Raw genomic sequence first — 16,481 nt, 5'->3', positions numbered from 1 at the left:
GGGGGGCCCCCCCCCCCCCCCACGCCCCGGGGGGGGGGGCGTGGAAATTCCCGCCCCCCCCCCCCCCCCCGCGGCGCCCCCCCCCCCCCCCCCCCCCACCACCGGCCCATCCGCTTACGGTCGTCCCGCTGCGAGTCGCCGTTTCAACGGCGGCCGTCCACACGGGAGATCGGGGGTGCACACGTGCGGATCGGACTGCTCACCGATGGTGTCCATCCGTATGCGACGGGTGAGTCCGGGTTCCGGTGCGGCCGACCGGTGCGCGGGCTGCCGCAGCGTGAGTTCGGCCCCGTACTCCTGGCCAAACGCTTCTTCGGGGTGGCGCTGCCGGTCACCGGGTACGGCATCCCGACGCGCGCCCACTTTCCGGCCGCCTCCGACGCCCCGTACGCGGCCCCCGCGCGTGCCCCCCTCGCCGGATTCGACGGTCGCCTCGCCATCGAGGCCGGCCGGCAGGCCCTGATCGCCGCCCCCGGCAACCTCCGCGTCCGCCGCCGGCGGCACTGCGGAGCCGCCCCCGCCGAGCGGCGCTTCCATCCGGGCCCGGCGGCCGAGCGCTTCGGGCCTTTCGGCGACCCCGGGCGCCCGGGTGCGGCGGCGCGGGCCCGCGCGCTCGAACTCCTCACCGTCGAACAGAACCTCACGGCATTTCACGGCATTTGCCTGGAGTTGAGCCCGGACGCTCCGACCCGCCGGGAAGCCGGCACGGCGGACGCCCACAGCGACCCGCCGCCCTTCGCCGCGCCGCCCGAAGCCCGCCTCCTCGGCCGCTGGCCCCGGCCCGGGCCCCACCTCCGGCCATCGCCGCGCTCCGGGCCGCCCGCCACCGGGCCGGCTCGGGCCGTCGAGCCCGGGAACCGGCCGCCGGAGCGGCCCGGCGCTGCGGAGCCGCGGTACACAACGAGGTCCGAGGGCGTCAGCGCGGTCGTGACCGGACCGGCGGGGGACAGCGATGCGTGACCACCCGACCCGCCATGACCACGGAGACCACCCGATGACCCGTCCGGACACACCGGCGCCCCCGGCCGCCGCCCCGGAGCGTCCGGCGGAGATCCCGCCCCGCGCCGCGGACCGCCGGACGGCGGCCGCCTCCGCGCACCGGGGCCCGGCCGGCCCGACGGGGTCCCTGCCGCACCACCACCGTGACCTGTGCGCCCGGGCCGCGCGCCCCCCGGAGGCCGCCGTCGGCCCGGAGGCGCACGGTCTCACCGGTCGCGCCGCCCCCCACCCTCACCACCGGGGCGTCCTCGCCCTCGCCGAGGAGCTGTACGCCCGCGTGCCGCCCCGGACGCGGGAGCCCGTCGCCGCCGGGCCGACCGGCCCCGATGCCGGAGCGCGGGCCGGCTGGACGCTCCTCGCCCTGCTCCCCGGCGCGGCCTGCCTGGCGACCGCAGGGGTGCTCCGGGTCACCGAGGGCGTCCTGGGCGACGGGGCGCGGGCCCTCGTCACGGTCGTCGGCGCCCTCCTGGCCGGCCTGGCGCTCCGGGCCTGCCTGCGCCGAGGCCCCCTGCGCGTCCCCGAAGGAGCGGGCCGGGCCGGAGTGTACGGCTGCTGGCTGCTGAGCTACGCGGTGTACGGGGAGGGACTGCTCGCCCAGGTCATGACCGGCGGTCCGGACGGCCCGTGGGGCGGCGCCCCCGCCCCGCTGCTCGGCCTCGCCGTCGCCGTCGCCCCGGCCGCCTGGTGCGCCCACCTCTTCACCGTCCACGCCCATCGCGAACCGGGCGGCAGCCGCGCCCCGGAGGTGTTCGGCGCGGGTGTACGCCCCCTGCTCCTGGCGGCCGTCACCCTCTTCCTCGGTGCGCTGCTGCCCCTGCTGCACCTGGCGGACCTCGGCCTCGGCGGGGGCGGCCCGCCCGTCTCGGCCGCCGCCCTCGGGGTCCTGCTCTTCGTGGCCCGGCTGCTCGCCGCGCACGGACTGCCCGGGCCGGGCGCCGTCGCGCTCGTCGCCGCCTGCGCCGTCGAGGCCGCCGCTCCGGCCCTCGTGCTCTCCGCCCGGCTCCCGGGACTCGAAGCCCTTGCCCGCCCTGTGGACGCTCTGGTCTCAGCAGGCGGGACCGGGGCCGTGTCCGCCCTCGCCTGCGGCGGGGCGGCCCTCGGGCTGCTGCTGCACGCCGCCCGCGCGCTCTCCCGCGCCTCCGCCCACACCCGGCCGTGAGCCGCCCCCACCGACCCGCCCCCGCCCGCCCCACCGACGTACCACCGCACGACCCCACCGACGTACCCCGCACAACCACGCTGACGCACCGCCACCCGACCTCACCGACGCATCGCCATCCGACCCCACCGACGTACCACCGCCCGACCCGCTGACGCACCACCCCAGTACCGCCCAGTGCCGCACCGATCCATCGAGGAGAAACCCGCCATGACCCCGCAATCCCCCGCACCGGCAGCCCGCCGTCGGCACCGAGGCGGTGCGCGATGAGGGTGCTGCTGCTCGGAGCCAACGGATTCCTCGGCCGCTTCGTCGCCGACCGTCTGCTCGCCGACCCCGCCGTCCACCTCACGGCCCTCGGGCGCGGCGACGACGCCGACGTCCGGTTCGACCTCGCGGGCGGCAGCCCCGGGGCGCTCACCCGTTTCCTGGACGCCGTCCACCCCGGTGTCGTGGTCAACTGCGCGGGCGCCACGCGCGGCGGGGCCCGGGACCTCACCCGCCACAACACCGTCGCCGTCGCCACCGTCTGCGAGGCCCTGCGCCGCAGCGGCTGCGGGGCGCGGCTCGTCCAGGTCGGCTGCGCCTCGGAGTACGGGCCCTCGCAACCCGGGTCCTCCACCGCCGAGGACGCGGTCCCGCGCCCCGGCGGCCCGTACGGCGTCAGCAAGCTCGCCGCCACCGAACTGGTCCTCGGCTCCGGCCTCGACGCCGTCGTCCTGCGGGTCTTCTCGCCCGTCGGCCCCGGCACCCCCGCCGGCTCCCCGCTCGGCCGGCTCGCCGAGGCGATGCGCCGGGCCATGCAGGCCGGCGACGCCGAGCTGAAGCTCAGCGGCCTCGGCGTGCAGCGGGACTTCGTCGACGTACGGGATGTGGCGCGGGCCGTCCACGCCGCCTCGCTCTCCGCCGCCCAGGGCGTCGTCAACATCGGCACCGGGCGGGCCGTCCGCCTCCGCGACGCCGCCGCCGTCCTGGCGAGAGTCGCCGGATACGCGGGTGCGCTCCACGAGCTGGACACGCCCCCCGCGCGCCTGCCCATCGGCGCCCCGCGCACCTCCGCCGAGTCCGTCATGGAGCACCTCTCGGCCACGCCGTCCCCCTACCCGGACGGCTGCGGGGCCTGGCAGCAGGCCGACGTCCGCACCGCGCGGGACCGGCTCGGCTGGCGGCCCCGGATCAACCTGGAGGAGTCGCTCGCGGACATCTGGATGGAGGCGGCGTGCCGTATCTGACCGCTCCCGCCGACGCCCGCCGGACGGCGGGCGGCGAACAGCTCGGCTTCGGCGTCCCCGGCTACGCCCACCCGCTGCTCGCGCCCGCCGAATGGGCGGAGCTGGCCCGCCCCGGCACGCCGCTGCACTGGGCCGTCCTCAACATCGCGGAAGGGCCCGGCTCCCGGCCCGACCCGCACTGCCTGGAGGCGGCGGGCAGGCTGCGCAACGCCCGCGAACGCGCCCTGCACGGCGAGGCGCCGGACGACACCGTCCGGGCCGCGGGCGGCCGGCTGCTCGGCCACCTCGACCTGGCCTACGGCGAGCGGCCCTTCGAGGAACTGATCGCGGACGCCCGGTCCTTCATCGACTGGTACCGCACCGGTGGCTTCTACCTCGCCCGCTGCCCCGGTGAGCGCGCCGGTCTGCCGGCCGTCCGGCGGCTCACCGGCACCCTCCACGCCCTCCTGGCGGAGAGCGACAGCGCGGACGGCGGGGGCCGCCTGGTGCTGGGGCACGGCACCCACCCGTACCCCGGGTACGCCGAGGCCGCCGACCAGCTGGTCACCTTCCGGGGCCCCTGGACCGACTACCGCTGGTCCCAGGTGGCCGAGTGGACCGCCGACTACCCGCCGGAGCGTTTCGCCCACTTCGTCCACGGGGTCCCGCGCACGCACCTGGAGGAGGCCATGCGCATCGCCCGCTGGCAGGGCGCCGGGACCATCTTTTTCACGGACCGGGACGACCGGAGCGGACAAAGCGACCCATTCGCGGCGCTGCCCAGTTACTGGGACGAAATCGTCTCGCGGATCGGACCTGGTATCTCGGAATGAGGCGGGCCGTGGCAGTGTTACGAGGAGAACAACCGTACGTAGTCGACCGTAAGAAGTCGGTCTACGTAGAATCCGACCACCTGCATTGTTGAGGTTCCTGTGTCGCTGCCACCCCTGGTCGAGCCAGCTGCTGAGCTCACCGTCGACGAGGTCCGCAGGTACTCCCGCCACCTGATCATCCCGGATGTCGGGATGGACGGACAGAAGCGCCTGAAGAACGCCAAAGTGCTGTGTGTCGGCGCCGGCGGCCTCGGCTCGCCGGCTCTGATGTACCTGGCCGCGGCCGGTGTCGGCACGCTGGGCATCGTGGAGTTCGACGAGGTCGACGAGTCGAACCTGCAGCGCCAGATCATCCACAGCCAGGCCGACATCGGTCGCTCCAAGGCGGAGTCCGCCAAGGACTCCGTGCTGGGCATCAACCCGTACGTCAACGTGGTCCTTCACGAAGAGCGGCTCGAAGCCGAGAACGTGATGGAGATCTTCGCGCAGTACGACCTGATCGTGGACGGCACGGACAACTTCGCCACCCGCTATCTCGTCAACGACGCCGCGGTGCTGCTGAACAAGCCGTACGTCTGGGGCTCGATCTACCGCTTCGACGGCCAGGCGTCCGTGTTCTGGTCCGAGCACGGCCCCTGCTACCGCTGCCTCTACCCGGAGCCCCCGCCGCCGGGCATGGTCCCCTCCTGCGCCGAGGGCGGCGTGCTGGGCGTGCTCTGCGCGTCCGTGGGCTCCATCCAGGTCACCGAGGCCATCAAGCTGCTCGCCGGCGTCGGCGACCCGCTGGTAGGCCGTCTGATGATCTACGACGCCCTGGAGATGCAGTACCGCCAGGTCAAGGTCCGCAAGGACCCCGACTGCGCGGTCTGCGGCGAGAACCCCACCGTCACCGAACTCATCGACTACGAGGCGTTCTGCGGCGTCGTCTCCGAGGAGGCGCAGGAGGCTGCGCTCGGCGCGACGATCACTCCCAAGCAGCTCAAGGAGTGGATCGACGGCGACGAGAAGATCGAGATCATCGACGTCCGCGAACCGAACGAGTACGAGATCGTCTCGATCCCCGGCGCGAAGCTGATCCCGAAGAACGAGTTCCTCATGGGCGCCGCCCTCCAGGACCTTCCGCAGGACAAGCGCATCGTCCTGCACTGCAAGACGGGCGTCCGCAGCGCCGAGGTCCTCGCGGTCCTCAAGTCGGCGGGCTTCGCCGACGCGGTGCACGTCGGCGGCGGCGTGATCGGCTGGGTCAACCAGATCGAGCCGCAGAAGCCGGTCTACTAGAAACACCCCACGCGGGCGCACCCCGCGTGGAAGCACCCCCGGTGCGAAAGCAGGGGCCGGTCCGCGTCTCATCTCGCGGACCGGCCCCTGCCGCCTGCCGTCCCGCCCCTCACCGGGGCCCGGCTACGAGCAGGTCTTGCCGTCCGCCGGAACCTTCCCGTCCAGTAAGTAGCCGTCGATCGCCGAGGTCACGCAGTCGTTGCTCCCGTAGGCCCCGTGGCCCTCGCCCTTGTTCGTGAGCATGATGCCGACGCCCGCGCCCAGTTCGTCCGCCATCCGCCGCGCCCCCTCGTACGGGGTCGCCGGGTCGCCGGTCGTCCCGACGACCAGGATCGGACCCGCGCCCGGAGCGCTGGTCTCCGGCGTCTCGTGCGCCCCCTCCACCGGCCACTGGGCACACCAGCCCGCGGTGTCCCAGGCCAGGAACGGGCCGAAGACCGGCGACAGCTTCCGGAACTCCGGCAGCAGCGCACGGGCCTCGTCCAGAGTGGGCCGGGACGCGGAGTCGGCGCAGGAGATCGCCCGCTGGGAGTGGCTCTGGGTGTCGTAACGGCCCCGCTCGTCACGGCCGTTGTACGAGTCGGCGAGCCGGAGCAGGCCGTTGCCCGTGCCGTTGTTCTCCGCCTCGTCGAGCGCGGCCGTCAGGGTGGGCCAGCCCGCCTCGGAGTACAGCGGGCTGACGATGCCGGTGATGGCGAGCGACTCGCTCAGCTCACGGCCCGAGTCGGTCGGCAGCGGGCTCCGGTCGATGCGGGCCAGCAGCCGGGCGATGCGCTCGGAACCCGTCTTCGGGTTCTGGCCGCGGTCCTTGAGGTAGTTCTCCAGGGCGCGCTGGAAGCCCCTGGTCTGGTTCCGGGCGCGCCCCGTCCCGTCGGCCGTCGGATCGACGACCGCGTCCAGGACGGTGCGCCCCACCTTGTGCGGGAAGATGTGCGCGTACGTTCCGCCCAGTTCCGTGCCGTAGGAGAACCCGAAGTAGGACAGCTTGTCGTCGCCCAGCACCTCGCGGATCAGGTCCAGGTCGCGGGCGGCGTCGGTCGTCCCGACGTGCGGCAGGATCGCGCCCGAGCGGCGCTCGCAGCCGGCGCCGAAGTCCGCGGCGTCCTCGATGAACGCGGCCTCCTCCGCCGCCGTGTCCGGGGTCAGGTCGACGCTCCGGTGGGCCTGTTCCTGCTCCTTGTCGGTGCGGCAGCGCACCCCGGAGCTGGCCGCGACCCCGCGCGGGTCGAAACTCACCAGGTCGTACCGGGTGTTCAGCTTCGCGTACGCGCCGCCCGCGCGCGGCAGTATCCCGACGCCGGACCCGCCGGGGCCGCCGAAGTTGAACAGCAGCGAGCCCAGCCGCCGCTCCTCGTCGCGGGCCGCCTTGCGGACCAGCGCGATGGAGAGCGTCTCCCCGGAGGGCTCCGCGTAGTCCACGGGCACGTCCACGCTCGCGCAACGCCAGGCGGAACCGGGGGCGTCGCCGTCCTGCGGGGCCGGGCAGCGCTTCCAGTCGAGGAGCTGCGAAGTGAGGGCGGCGGGCAGCTCCGGCGTCTTGGGGGAGTCCTTGAGACCCTCCGGTGTGGGCGCGGCGGAGGCGTCGCCGGGGCGGCCGTGGGCCGGCTCGCTCACGTCCGGCTCCGAGCTCAACAGGCCGCAGCCGGCGAGCAGTCCCACCGCGAGCAGGACCGACCCCGTCCGTACGGCGGCCCGATGGGCCCGACGGTGCGCGCGCATGATCCGGCTTCCCTCCCCGAGGCCCGAAGCCGGTGAGGACGCGTCGGGCGGCTGTGATGTGCCGCCATGCTAACCGCCGTGCGCGGAAGGGGAGTCGGGCGCGCGGGGCGGGGCAGCCGGGTTCAAGGTCACCCGCAGACGGTGCCGGACTTCGGCACCTTCCCGTTCAACAGGTAGCCGTCGACCAGTCGTTGCACGCACGCGTCCTTGCTGTTGTACGCCCCGTGGCCCTCGCCCTTGTAGGTCAGTTCGACGCCGACCCCCGGGCCCAGCTCCTGCACCATCGCCCTGGCGCCGGCGTACGGGGTCGCCGGGTCGCCGGTGTTGCCGATGACCAGGATCGGCGCGGCGCCGGGGGCCCGGACGTCCGGGGTCTTCCAGACGCCTTCCACCGGCCAGCCGGTGCAGCTCATCAGGCCCCAGCCCAGATAGTCACCGAACAGCGGCGACGCCTTGCGGAAGGCGGGCAGCGCCGCCTTCGTCTGCTCCAGCGAGAACCGCTGCCTGCTGTCGGCGCAGTTGATGGAGATGTTGGCGGCGTTGGAGTTGTCGTACTGCCCGTCCTCGGAGCGGCCGTTGAGTGAGTCGGCCAGTGCGAGGAGCAGCCCGCCGTTGCCGCCGCCCGCCTCGTCCAGCCCCTGTTCCAGCAACGGCCAGGTCTCCTTGGAGTACAGCGCGGACGCGATACCGGTGGTCGCCAGCGTCTGCGTCAGCGCCCGGTCGCCGAGCCCCTCGATGGGCTCCTCCTCCAGCTCCGCCAGCAGAGCGGCGATGGCCCGCTCGACCTCCAGCGGGGTGGCCCCGGGCAGCGCGCAGTCGTCGCGTTCCGCGCAGTCCTCCGTGAAGTTGTCCAGGGCCAGCTGGAACCCCTCCGCCTGGCCGAGGGAGGACTGCACGGCGTCCTTCGTGGGGTCGACCACCGCGTCGAAGACGGCCCGGCCGACCTTGTCCGGGTAGAGGTGGGCGTACACGCCGCCGAGTTCGGTGCCGTACGAGATGCCGAAGTAGTGCAGCTTGTCGTCGCCCAGCACCGTGCGCATCAGGTCCATGTCGCGGGCGGCGTTCGTCGTCCCCACGAAGGGGAGCTCGGGGCCGGAGTTCTCCTCGCAGTCCGCGATGTAGTCCTTCTGCCCCTGGACGAACTGCTTCTCCTCGGCCGCGTCGTCCGGCGTGGAGTCCTCCTGGTAGAAGGCGTCGAGTTCGGCGTCGTCCGCGCACTCGACGCCCTCGCTGCGGCCGACCCCGCGCGGGTCGAAGCTCACCAGGTCGTACCGGGTGCGGAGCTTGTCGTACTCGGTGCCGAACGCGGGCAGCGTCGCGACGCCGGACGCGCCGGGCCCGCCGAAGTTGAACACCAGCGAGCCGATCCGCCGCTTCTGGTCCTCGGCCTTCGCCCGCACCAGCGCCAGCTCGATCGTGCGGCCGTCCGGCTCCGCGTAGTCGAGCGGTACGTCCATGAAGGAGCACTCCCACACCACGCCGCCCGGCAGCGGGGACGGTGACTCGCCGCCGCCCTGCGCCGTGTTCGGGGGCGGGCACGGGGACCATTCGAGCTTCTGCGACGTCAGCTCCTCGGCGGTGGAGGACGGCGAGGCGGTCGAGGCCGCGGTGGGCGTCGAGGACCCCTCCCCGTCGCCGTCCGAACAGGCGGCCAGCGGCAGCAGCACGGTGGCGGTGGCGGCGAGGGCGGCGGCACGCAGAGCGGGGGAAGTCCTCATGCCCCCATCGTGCGGCGGGGGGCCGGGCGGCGCGGCCGGGCGCGGTCCATGCGGGTGGCGGAGGCCCGCAGCCGCCGAGCCCCGCAGCCGCCGGAGCCTCGTGCGGCCGGGCCCCGCAGCCGCCGAGCCCCGCAGCCGCCGGAGCCTCGTGCGGCCGGGCCCCGCAGCCGCCGGGCCCCCGCTCCGCTACAGCTCGCCCTTGCGGGTGAGCTGGTTGAAGCAGATCCAGCCGGGCAGCACCGGCAGCCACAGCGTCATCACGCGATACAGGACCACGGCGGGCGCCGCGACCTCCTTCGGCAGCCCCACCGCGATCAGGCCCAGCGTCAGCGCGCCCTCGACCGCGCCCACCCCGCCCGGCGTCGGGGCCGCCGAGCCGAGCGCGTTCCCGGCGAGGAAGACCACCGCGATGCTCGCGTAACTCAGCTGGGGCACGTCCGGACCGCTGAACGCCCGGATCGAGGCGTCGAGGCAGAGCACGAACAGGCCCGTCAGCAGCAGCATGCCGCCGATGCCGGTGAGCAGCTTCTGCGGCCGCTGCACCACGTCCAGCATGCGCGGGACGACCCCGGCGAACAGCGAGCGCACCCGCGTCACCACGAACTTGCGCAGGAAGGGGACCGCCGTCACCACCAGCACCAGCACCGCGACCGTGAGCAGACCGGCGATCACCGTCCGGGACGGGGTGATCGAGTCCGGGGTCTTCTCCGTACCGGTGAGATAGCCGAACAGCGCCAGCAGCAGGATGTGGGCGCCGAGCCCGAACAGCTGCGAGGCCCCGACGCTCGCCACCGCGAGACCCGGGCGCACCCCGGCACGCTGGAGGAAGCGGGTGTTCAGCGCCACGCCCCCGACCGCGGCGGGCGCGACGATCTTCACGAACGAGCCGGCCACCTGCGCCTTCACGGTCTTGCGGAACGGCACCCGCTCCGGCACGAAGCCCAGCAGGCTCATCGCCGCCGCCACGTAGCTCAGCGCCGAGAAGCCGAGGGCCGCCGCCACCCAGCCCCACTCCGCCTGCTCCACGACCGTCCCGAAATCGGCCTGGGTGACCTGGGAGATCAGGTAGTACGCGGCGATGGCCCCGGCGATGAAACTGAACAGGGTGCGCGGCTTGATGCGCTCCAGACGGACCGGCTCGACGGGGGCCAGCGGACGGATCAGCAGCACCTGGCGGCGGATCTGGGCGAGCAGGTCCTCCTCGCGGGCCTCCTCCAGCGCATCGTCGATGGCGCGCTTCTCGGCCTGCTTCTCGGTGCGCTGGGACTTCCGCTCGGCCTTGAGGTCCGCCTTCGGCCCGGACCCGCGGTCCGCACCGTGGTCGGCGGGTGCCCCATCGACGGCTTCCGCCGCGTCCCGCGCCTTCGCCTGCTTGGCCGCGTGCGAGGCCGCCACGACCGCCTCCCGCTCGCGGTGCGAACGCTCGCGGGCGATCCGGCGCAGCGCCGCCCGGGTGGAACGGCTCAGCGCGATCGGCTGGAGCAGCGGCAGACTGTCCGCCACCGCGTCCGGGCCGAGCACGGCCAGCGCCCCCGCGACCGACCGCTCGGCCCCCACCCGCAGCCCGAGCGTGGTCAGCAGCTGCGCCACGTCCATCCGCAGCACCACATCCCCCGCGGCGATCTCTCCGCCGCGCAGGTCCGTCACGAACGCCTGGCCGGAGCCGTCCACCAGGAGGGCGTCACCCGTCAGCCTGCGGTGCGCGATCCGCCGGGACTGGAGCGCCTTCACCTGCCGCCAGGCACTGCGCACCAGATCGTCGGTGATCTCCTCGTCCACCATCGAGTCCAGCGACCGGCCGCCGATGTGCTCGTAGACGAGCATCACCGCGTCGGGCCCCAGCTCGGAGGTGGCGATCAGCTTCGGCGCGTTCGCCCCGGCGGCGATCGCCGCGTACGCGAGCAGCGCCTCCTGCTCCAGCGCCTGGCGCAACGACTGGATCGACCGCCGCTGGGTGATCCCGCGCAGGGTGAGGCGCCGCCAGGCCCGGTAGAAGAACCCCTGCGCCTGCTGCTCCCGGTCGACGACGGTGACGTCCAGCGGCGGGCCGTCCTCCAGGGTGACGCGGTAGCGCCGTCCGCGGTCGCTCTGGTCGGCGCTGTCCGGGGCGTCCTCGGTGCGCATCGCCGCGACCGGGCGGAAGCCCACGTGCCGCAGCCCCGCCATCAGGTGCTGCCCGGTGGGGCGGACGTTCGGCGATCCGACCGCGTACAGCGTTCCGTACGCCACCGTCCAGCCGATCAGGACCGTGAGGATGATCGAGAACGGCGTGGTGTACCCGCCGACGAGCATCGCGAACGCGTCCAGCAGCAGCACCACCCACAGCACCACGCGCCAGCGGGGCCGCCGCGCCATCCCGACCGCTGTCATGTAGGCGATGACCGGGGCGAGGTAACCGTGCACGGGGTCGGTCAGCCCGCCCGCCGTCTGCGGCTGGGTCAGTGCCTCCTGGATGGTGCCGGGCGCGGAACGCGAGACCCAGAGGTCGGTGGCGAGCGTCACGCCGTGGGCGAGCACGGCGGCGAGCACGCCGTCCGCGATGCGCAGCCCGTCGCGTTTGATGAGGCGCTCGATGGCGAAGGCGACCGGCACCAGCAGCACGGCGATGCTGGACACCAGACCGGCGATCTTGATCAACAGGTCGGGCGCCTGCTCGGTGCCCTTGGAGATGTCGTCCTCAAGACCGGTGGTGGTGCCCTGGGCGAACGCGGCGATCGAGAACAGGACCGCGATCGCGAGCACCCCGATGAGCAGCCGCATCAGGTCGGAGGGGCGGTGCACCCGGGCGGGGAGCAGCGGCTCGTCGCCGGACACGCGGTCGGTCAGAGCGGCGTCGGCGGAGGCCGACGTCGAGCCGGCCAGCGGTCCGGTGGCGGAGGCCGTGGGGCCGTCGGCGCGGTGTGCTCCGGAGGGCCGGGAAGCGCCCTCGGGGCGCTCTCCGGCATCGGAGGCGCCCGCCGCCTTCGGTGGCTGCACGCCCTGCTCCTTCGTCGCCTCTGGTTCGTCTTCGCGTTCTGGTATCACCGGTCACCGCCCGCATGATGGTGGCACGGCCCGTAGACGGAGGAGGGCATCAGGGTGGGTCGCACGGGCGCGGGAAGCGCAACATACGCCCCTTTGCGCGCGTGCGCACGCTGTGTGCCCGGGCGGACACCGCCGCGCCCGGGCTGTCGGTGGCATACGGCAGGATGGGACGGATGAGCCAGGACCAGACCGACGGGGGCGGATCCGGCGCCGCCCCGGACGGTGCCGAGCTGCCGGAGTACGCGGAGCGCGTCCTCGACGTGACCGATCTGATCCCACCCGGCCGGGTGATGACGTACGGCGACATCGCGGAGTGGCTGGAGGAGGGGGGACCCCGGCAGGTCGGCCGGGTCATGGCGTTGTACGGATCGGCCGTGCCGTGGTGGCGCGTGGTCCGCGCCGACGGGACGCTGCTGCCCACCCACGAGCTGCGGGCGCTGGCGCACTACCGCGCCGAGGGCACCCCCCTGCGCGAGGTCTTCCGGCACGCGGAGGGGAGCCTGCCGCGCCTCGACATGCGGCGCGCCCGCTGGGACGGCAGCGGCGGGGGCCAGGCGGGTACGGACAGCGAGGCCGACGGCGGCCTCGGTGGCGACGCGGGCGGTCCGGGAGCTCCGGGCGGTCCGTCCGGACCGGGAGCTCCGGGCAGTCCGGGCGAGGAATCTCACACCTGACAGCCCGCGCCCTCGGCCTCCGGCCGGAGCGGCCGGAGACGTCGGCGGACGTGACGAGGGACGCAGTACAGCCGCCGCCTCCCGCGCCGTCGCTGGCGTAGCGTCGTCATCGCGCGGCATGCTCCGCCCCCCCCGTTCCGGCTGCCTCGACCCTGTTCCTCATCACCCGTACATCCACGCACATCCCCGTACGCTGACGTGCGCACCTGCACACATCTACACATACGCACACATACACGCACACCCGCGCACCTCCACCAGGACCGGCGATCCACGTGAGCTCCTCCTCCACCCGGCACAGTCCGCACCGTGAGTCACGGCCGCGGACCGCGGGCGCGTACCGCCTGGTGCGCACCCCGCCGGGTTCCGTGGATCCCCCCCTCCTGGACGCAGGCCAACGCGCGGTGGTTGACCATCCCGGCGGCCCGCTGCTGGTCCTCGCCGGGCCCGGCACCGGAAAGACCACCACGCTCGTCGAATCCGTCGCCGCGCGGGTGAACCGGGGCGTCGACCCGGCCCGCATCCTCGTCCTCACCTTCAGCCGCAAGGCCGCCGTCGAGCTGCGGGACCGGATGGCCGCCCGTCTCGGGGCGGCCCGGGGACCGCAGGCCACCACGTTCCACTCGTACTGCTACGCCTTGGTCCGGGCCCACCAGGACGCCGACCTGTTCGCCGACCCGCTGCGCCTGCTGTCCGGACCCGAACAGGACGTCACCGTCCGCGAGCTGCTCGCGGGCCAGCTCGACCTGGAGAAGGAGGGACTGGCCCACGTCCGCTGGCCGGACGAGCTGCGTGCCTGCCTGACCACCCGCGGCTTCGCCGACGAGGTGCGCGCCGTGCTGGCCCGCAGCCGCGAACTGGGTCTCGGCCCGGACGCGCTGGCCGCCTTCGCCCGCCGCACCGGCCGCCCGGACTGGACGGCGGCGGCCCAGTTCCTCGCGGAGTACCTCGACATCCTCGACGCCCAGGGCGTCCTGGACTACGCGGAACTGGTGCACCGGGCGGTCCTGCTGGCGGAGCGCCCCGAGGTCGCGGAGCGGCTGGCCGGGAGCTACGACGCGGTGTACGTCGACGAGTACCAGGACACCGACCCGGCCCAGGTGCGCCTGCTGCACGCGCTGGCGGGCAACCGGGGACGCGCGCCGGGGTACGCCGGGGAGCACGGGGAGGACGCGCGCGGCGGACGGACGCTCATCGCCTTCGGCGACCCCGACCAGTCGATCTACACCTTCCGCGGCGCCGATGTGAACGGCATCCTCGACTTCCCGGAGACCTTCCGCCGGGCGGACGGGGGCCCCGCGCCCGTGGGCGTCCTCACCACCTCCCGCCGCTCCGGGGCCGCCCTGCTGGCGGCCACCCGGCTCCTCACCCGTCGGATGCCGCTGCCCCGGCTGCCCGCCGGCACGGTCCGCGCGCACCGCGAGCTGCACGCCGTCCGGGACGGCGGCCGCGTCGAGACGTACACCTACCCGACGGCGTCCACGGAGCTGGAGAACATCGCGGACCTGCTGCGCCGCGCCCACCTGGAGGACGGCGTGCCGTGGCAGGAGATGGCCGTGCTGGTACGGGCCGGAGGCCGCTCGCTGCCCGCGGTGCGCCGCGCCCTCACCTCCGCAGGCGTCCCCCTGGAAGTCGACGGCGACGACCTGCCGCTGCGCCACGAACCGGCCGTCGCCCCGCTGCTGACCGCGCTGCGGACGGTGGCCGCGGCAGCACTGCACACCGCCCGGACCACCCAGCCGGACGCCGGAACCGCTGCGCGCACGGGGGCGGAGGCAGCCGTTGCCGGCCCGGAGGCGGAGGCAGCCGTTGCAGGCATGGGGGCGGACGGGGCCGTTTCCGGCTCGGAGGCGGACGGAATCCCCGCGGGGATGCCCGCGCGCTCGGAGGCGGACGGAGAGCCCGTGCGCCCGGACGAGGGAGCTGACGAGGGAGCTGCGGAGGGCGGGGCCGTTCCCTGGCTCGACACCGAGACCGCCCTCACCCTCCTCACCTCCCCGCTCGGCTCCATGGACGCCGCCGACCTGCGCCGCCTCGGCCGGGCCCTGCGCGACGAGGAACGCGCGGCCGGGGTCCGGGTCCCCGCCCCCTCCGACGCACTGCTGGCCCGCGCCCTCGCCGAGCCCGAACGGCTCGTCACGCACGACCCGGCGTACGCCCACGGAGCGCAGCGCCTGGGCGCGCTCCTGCGCAAGACCCGCGAAATCCTCGAAGGCGGCGGCACCGCCGAGGAAGCCCTGTGGGCCCTGTGGAACGGCACCCCCTGGCCCGGCAGACTGGAGCGGGCCGCGCTGCGCGGCGGGGCGGGCGGGCGCAACGCCGACCGCGATCTCGACGCGGTGTGCGCCCTGTTCGACACGGCCGCCCGCGCCGAGGAGCGCACCGGCGGGCGCGGGGCCCTCAACTTCCTCGAAGAGGTCGACGCCCAGGACATCGCCGCCGACACCCTCTCCCGCCGGACCGCCCGACCCGACGCCGTACGCCTGATGACCGCCCACCGCTCCAAGGGCCTCCAGTGGCGGCTCGTCGTCGTCGCCGGGGTCCAGGAAGGGGTCTGGCCCGACCTGCGCCGCCGGGGCTCCCTCCTGGAGGCGGACCGGATCGGCCGCGACGGGCTCGCCGAACCCCTCACGCCCGGGGCGCTCCTCGCCGAGGAGCGCCGGCTCTTCTACGTCGCCGCCACCCGCGCCCGCGACCGACTCGTCGTCACCGCCGTCAAGGCCCCCGCCGACGACGGCGACCAGCCCTCCCGCTTCCTGAGCGAGCTGGGCGTCGAACCCCGTGACGTCACCGGCCGCCCGCGCCGCCCCCTCGCCGTCGCCGCGCTCGTCGCCGAGCTGCGTGCCACCACCGTCGACCCGGCAGCGTCCGACGCCCTGCGCGAGGCCGCCGCCCACCGCCTCGCCAGGCTCGCCGCGCTCACCGACGACGAGGGTCAGCCGCTGGTGCCCGCCGCCCACCCGTACCGCTGGTGGGGGCTGGAGGAGCCGACCCGCTCCGCCGTCCCGCTGCGCGACCGCGACCAGCCCGTCGCGCTCTCCGGCAGCGCGCTGGACCAGCTCGCCAACACCTGCGCCCTCCAGTGGTTCCTGGGCCGCGAGGTGAAGGCCGACGCCCCCGCCACCGCCGCCCAGGGATTCGGCAACGTGGTCCACGTGCTCGCCGACGAGGTCGCCTCCAGCCGTACGCCCGCCGACCTGGACGTCCTCATGGAACGCCTGGACTCCGTGTGGAACGGCCTCGCCTTCGACGCCCCCTGGAAGTCCGAGCAGGAGAAGGACCAGGCCCGCGCCGCCCTGGAGCGCTTCCTGCACTGGCACGTCCTGGACCGGGGCGGCCGGACGCCCACCGCGAGCGAGCACGACTTCGACGTGACGCTGGAGGCGGGCGAGTACGCCGTCCGCATCCGGGGCTCCATGGACCGGGTCGAACAGGACGCCGAGGGCCGGGCGTACGTCGTCGACTTCAAGACCGGCAAGAGCGCCCCCACCAAGGACGAGGTCGCCGCCCACCCCCAGCTCGCGGTCTACCAGCTCGCCGTCCGCGAGGGCGCGGTGGACGGCCTCTTCGACGGCCGGCGGCCCGAGCCCGGCGGCGCCGAACTGGTGCAGCTCCGGCAGCCCGCACCCAAGAAGGAGGGCGGCGACGCCTTCCCCCGGGTCCAGGCCCAGGAGCCGCCGGCCGGGGAGTGGGTCTCCGACCTGCTCGCCACCGCCGCCGGAAAGGTCCTGGACGAACGCTTCACCCCCACCACCGGCGCGCACTGCGCGCACTGCGCCTTCCGCGCCGCGTGCAGCGCGCAGCCGGAGGGGCGCCAGGTGGTGGAGTAGCGCCTTTCGTGGGCATCGGTGTGGGTTGTCAGTGGC

Annotated in this window: 10 protein-coding genes; 7 read left to right on the top strand and 3 right to left on the bottom strand. The window is 74.6% G+C overall.

All coding sequences use genetic code 11. The annotated features are described in order from the left end of the window. The first annotated feature begins 183 nt into the window (after nucleotides 1-183). The 5 genes from ACIQMU_RS02670 to moeZ all read left to right on the top strand — a co-directional run bounded on the left by ACIQMU_RS02670 (nucleotide 184) and on the right by moeZ (nucleotide 5,480). On the top strand, nucleotides 184-960 hold the full coding sequence (locus ACIQMU_RS02670; RefSeq protein WP_402688082.1) for a hypothetical protein: 777 nt from the start codon (nucleotides 184-186) through the stop codon (nucleotides 958-960). 34 nt (nucleotides 961-994) lie between these two features. Then, on the top strand, nucleotides 995-2,158 hold the full coding sequence (locus ACIQMU_RS02665; protein ID WP_352238084.1) for a hypothetical protein: 1,164 nt from the start codon (nucleotides 995-997) through the stop codon (nucleotides 2,156-2,158). 266 nt (nucleotides 2,159-2,424) lie between these two features. Next, on the top strand, nucleotides 2,425-3,390 hold the full coding sequence (locus ACIQMU_RS02660; protein ID WP_352238085.1) for an NAD-dependent epimerase/dehydratase family protein: 966 nt from the start codon (nucleotides 2,425-2,427) through the stop codon (nucleotides 3,388-3,390). Further along, nucleotides 3,378-4,202, top strand: coding sequence for a spherulation-specific family 4 protein (locus ACIQMU_RS02655; protein WP_352238086.1), 825 nt, complete (start codon nucleotides 3,378-3,380; stop codon nucleotides 4,200-4,202). The genes ACIQMU_RS02660 and ACIQMU_RS02655 overlap by 13 nt, the downstream gene beginning before the upstream one ends. A gap of 99 nt (nucleotides 4,203-4,301) precedes the next feature. Beyond that, nucleotides 4,302-5,480, top strand: a complete 1,179-nt coding sequence (gene moeZ / locus ACIQMU_RS02650; protein WP_352238087.1) for an adenylyltransferase/sulfurtransferase MoeZ — start codon at nucleotides 4,302-4,304, stop codon at nucleotides 5,478-5,480. A gap of 123 nt (nucleotides 5,481-5,603) precedes the next feature. On the opposite strand, the gene ACIQMU_RS02645 is transcribed toward moeZ, so the two are convergent. From ACIQMU_RS02645 to ACIQMU_RS02635, 3 genes are all read right to left on the bottom strand, one after another. Next, a complete protein-coding gene (locus ACIQMU_RS02645; RefSeq protein WP_402688081.1) occupies nucleotides 5,604-7,199 on the bottom strand; it encodes an alpha/beta hydrolase in 1,596 nt (531 codons plus the stop codon). A 128-nt stretch (nucleotides 7,200-7,327) separates the two neighbouring features. Then, nucleotides 7,328-8,917 carry an alpha/beta hydrolase gene (locus ACIQMU_RS02640; RefSeq protein ID WP_352238089.1) on the bottom strand — a complete coding sequence of 530 codons (1,590 nt, stop codon included), beginning with the start codon at nucleotides 8,915-8,917 and terminating at the stop codon, nucleotides 7,328-7,330. 186 nt (nucleotides 8,918-9,103) lie between these two features. After that, nucleotides 9,104-11,893, bottom strand: a complete 2,790-nt coding sequence (locus ACIQMU_RS02635; RefSeq protein ID WP_352238090.1) for a lysylphosphatidylglycerol synthase domain-containing protein — start codon at nucleotides 11,891-11,893, stop codon at nucleotides 9,104-9,106. Nucleotides 11,894-12,114: 221 nt separating this feature from the next. Here ACIQMU_RS02635 and ACIQMU_RS02630 point away from each other — a divergent pair, with 221 nt between their 5' ends. Together ACIQMU_RS02630 and ACIQMU_RS02625 are read left to right on the top strand one after the other, a co-directional pair. Further along, the gene (locus ACIQMU_RS02630) at nucleotides 12,115-12,615 is read left to right on the top strand and encodes an MGMT family protein (RefSeq protein WP_352238091.1); all 501 of its coding nucleotides are present in this window, start codon (nucleotides 12,115-12,117) and stop codon (nucleotides 12,613-12,615) included. Between the two features lie 275 nt (nucleotides 12,616-12,890). Then, the gene (locus tag ACIQMU_RS02625; RefSeq protein ID WP_352238092.1) at nucleotides 12,891-16,445 is read left to right on the top strand and encodes an ATP-dependent DNA helicase; all 3,555 of its coding nucleotides are present in this window, start codon (nucleotides 12,891-12,893) and stop codon (nucleotides 16,443-16,445) included. Nucleotides 16,446-16,481: the final 36 nt, after the last annotated feature.

Origin of the sequence: Streptomyces sp. NPDC091649, assembly GCF_044756785.1 — a bacterium.
GTDB lineage: Bacteria > Actinomycetota > Actinomycetes > Streptomycetales > Streptomycetaceae > Streptomyces.
Note: the sequence above shows the minus strand (reverse complement) of the source record. Positions and strands in the feature narration are given on the sequence as shown.

Coding starts and splice junctions, on each gene's coding strand:
- ACIQMU_RS02665 (WP_352238084.1), top strand. CDS start 995: ATGACCCGTCCGGACACACCGGCGCCCCCGGCCGCCGCCCCGGAGCGT.
- ACIQMU_RS02660 (WP_352238085.1), top strand. CDS start 2,425: ATGAGGGTGCTGCTGCTCGGAGCCAACGGATTCCTCGGCCGCTTCGTC.
- ACIQMU_RS02645 (WP_402688081.1), bottom strand. CDS start 7,199: ATGCGCGCGCACCGTCGGGCCCATCGGGCCGCCGTACGGACGGGGTCG.
- ACIQMU_RS02640 (WP_352238089.1), bottom strand. CDS start 8,917: ATGAGGACTTCCCCCGCTCTGCGTGCCGCCGCCCTCGCCGCCACCGCC.
- ACIQMU_RS02630 (WP_352238091.1), top strand. CDS start 12,115: ATGAGCCAGGACCAGACCGACGGGGGCGGATCCGGCGCCGCCCCGGAC.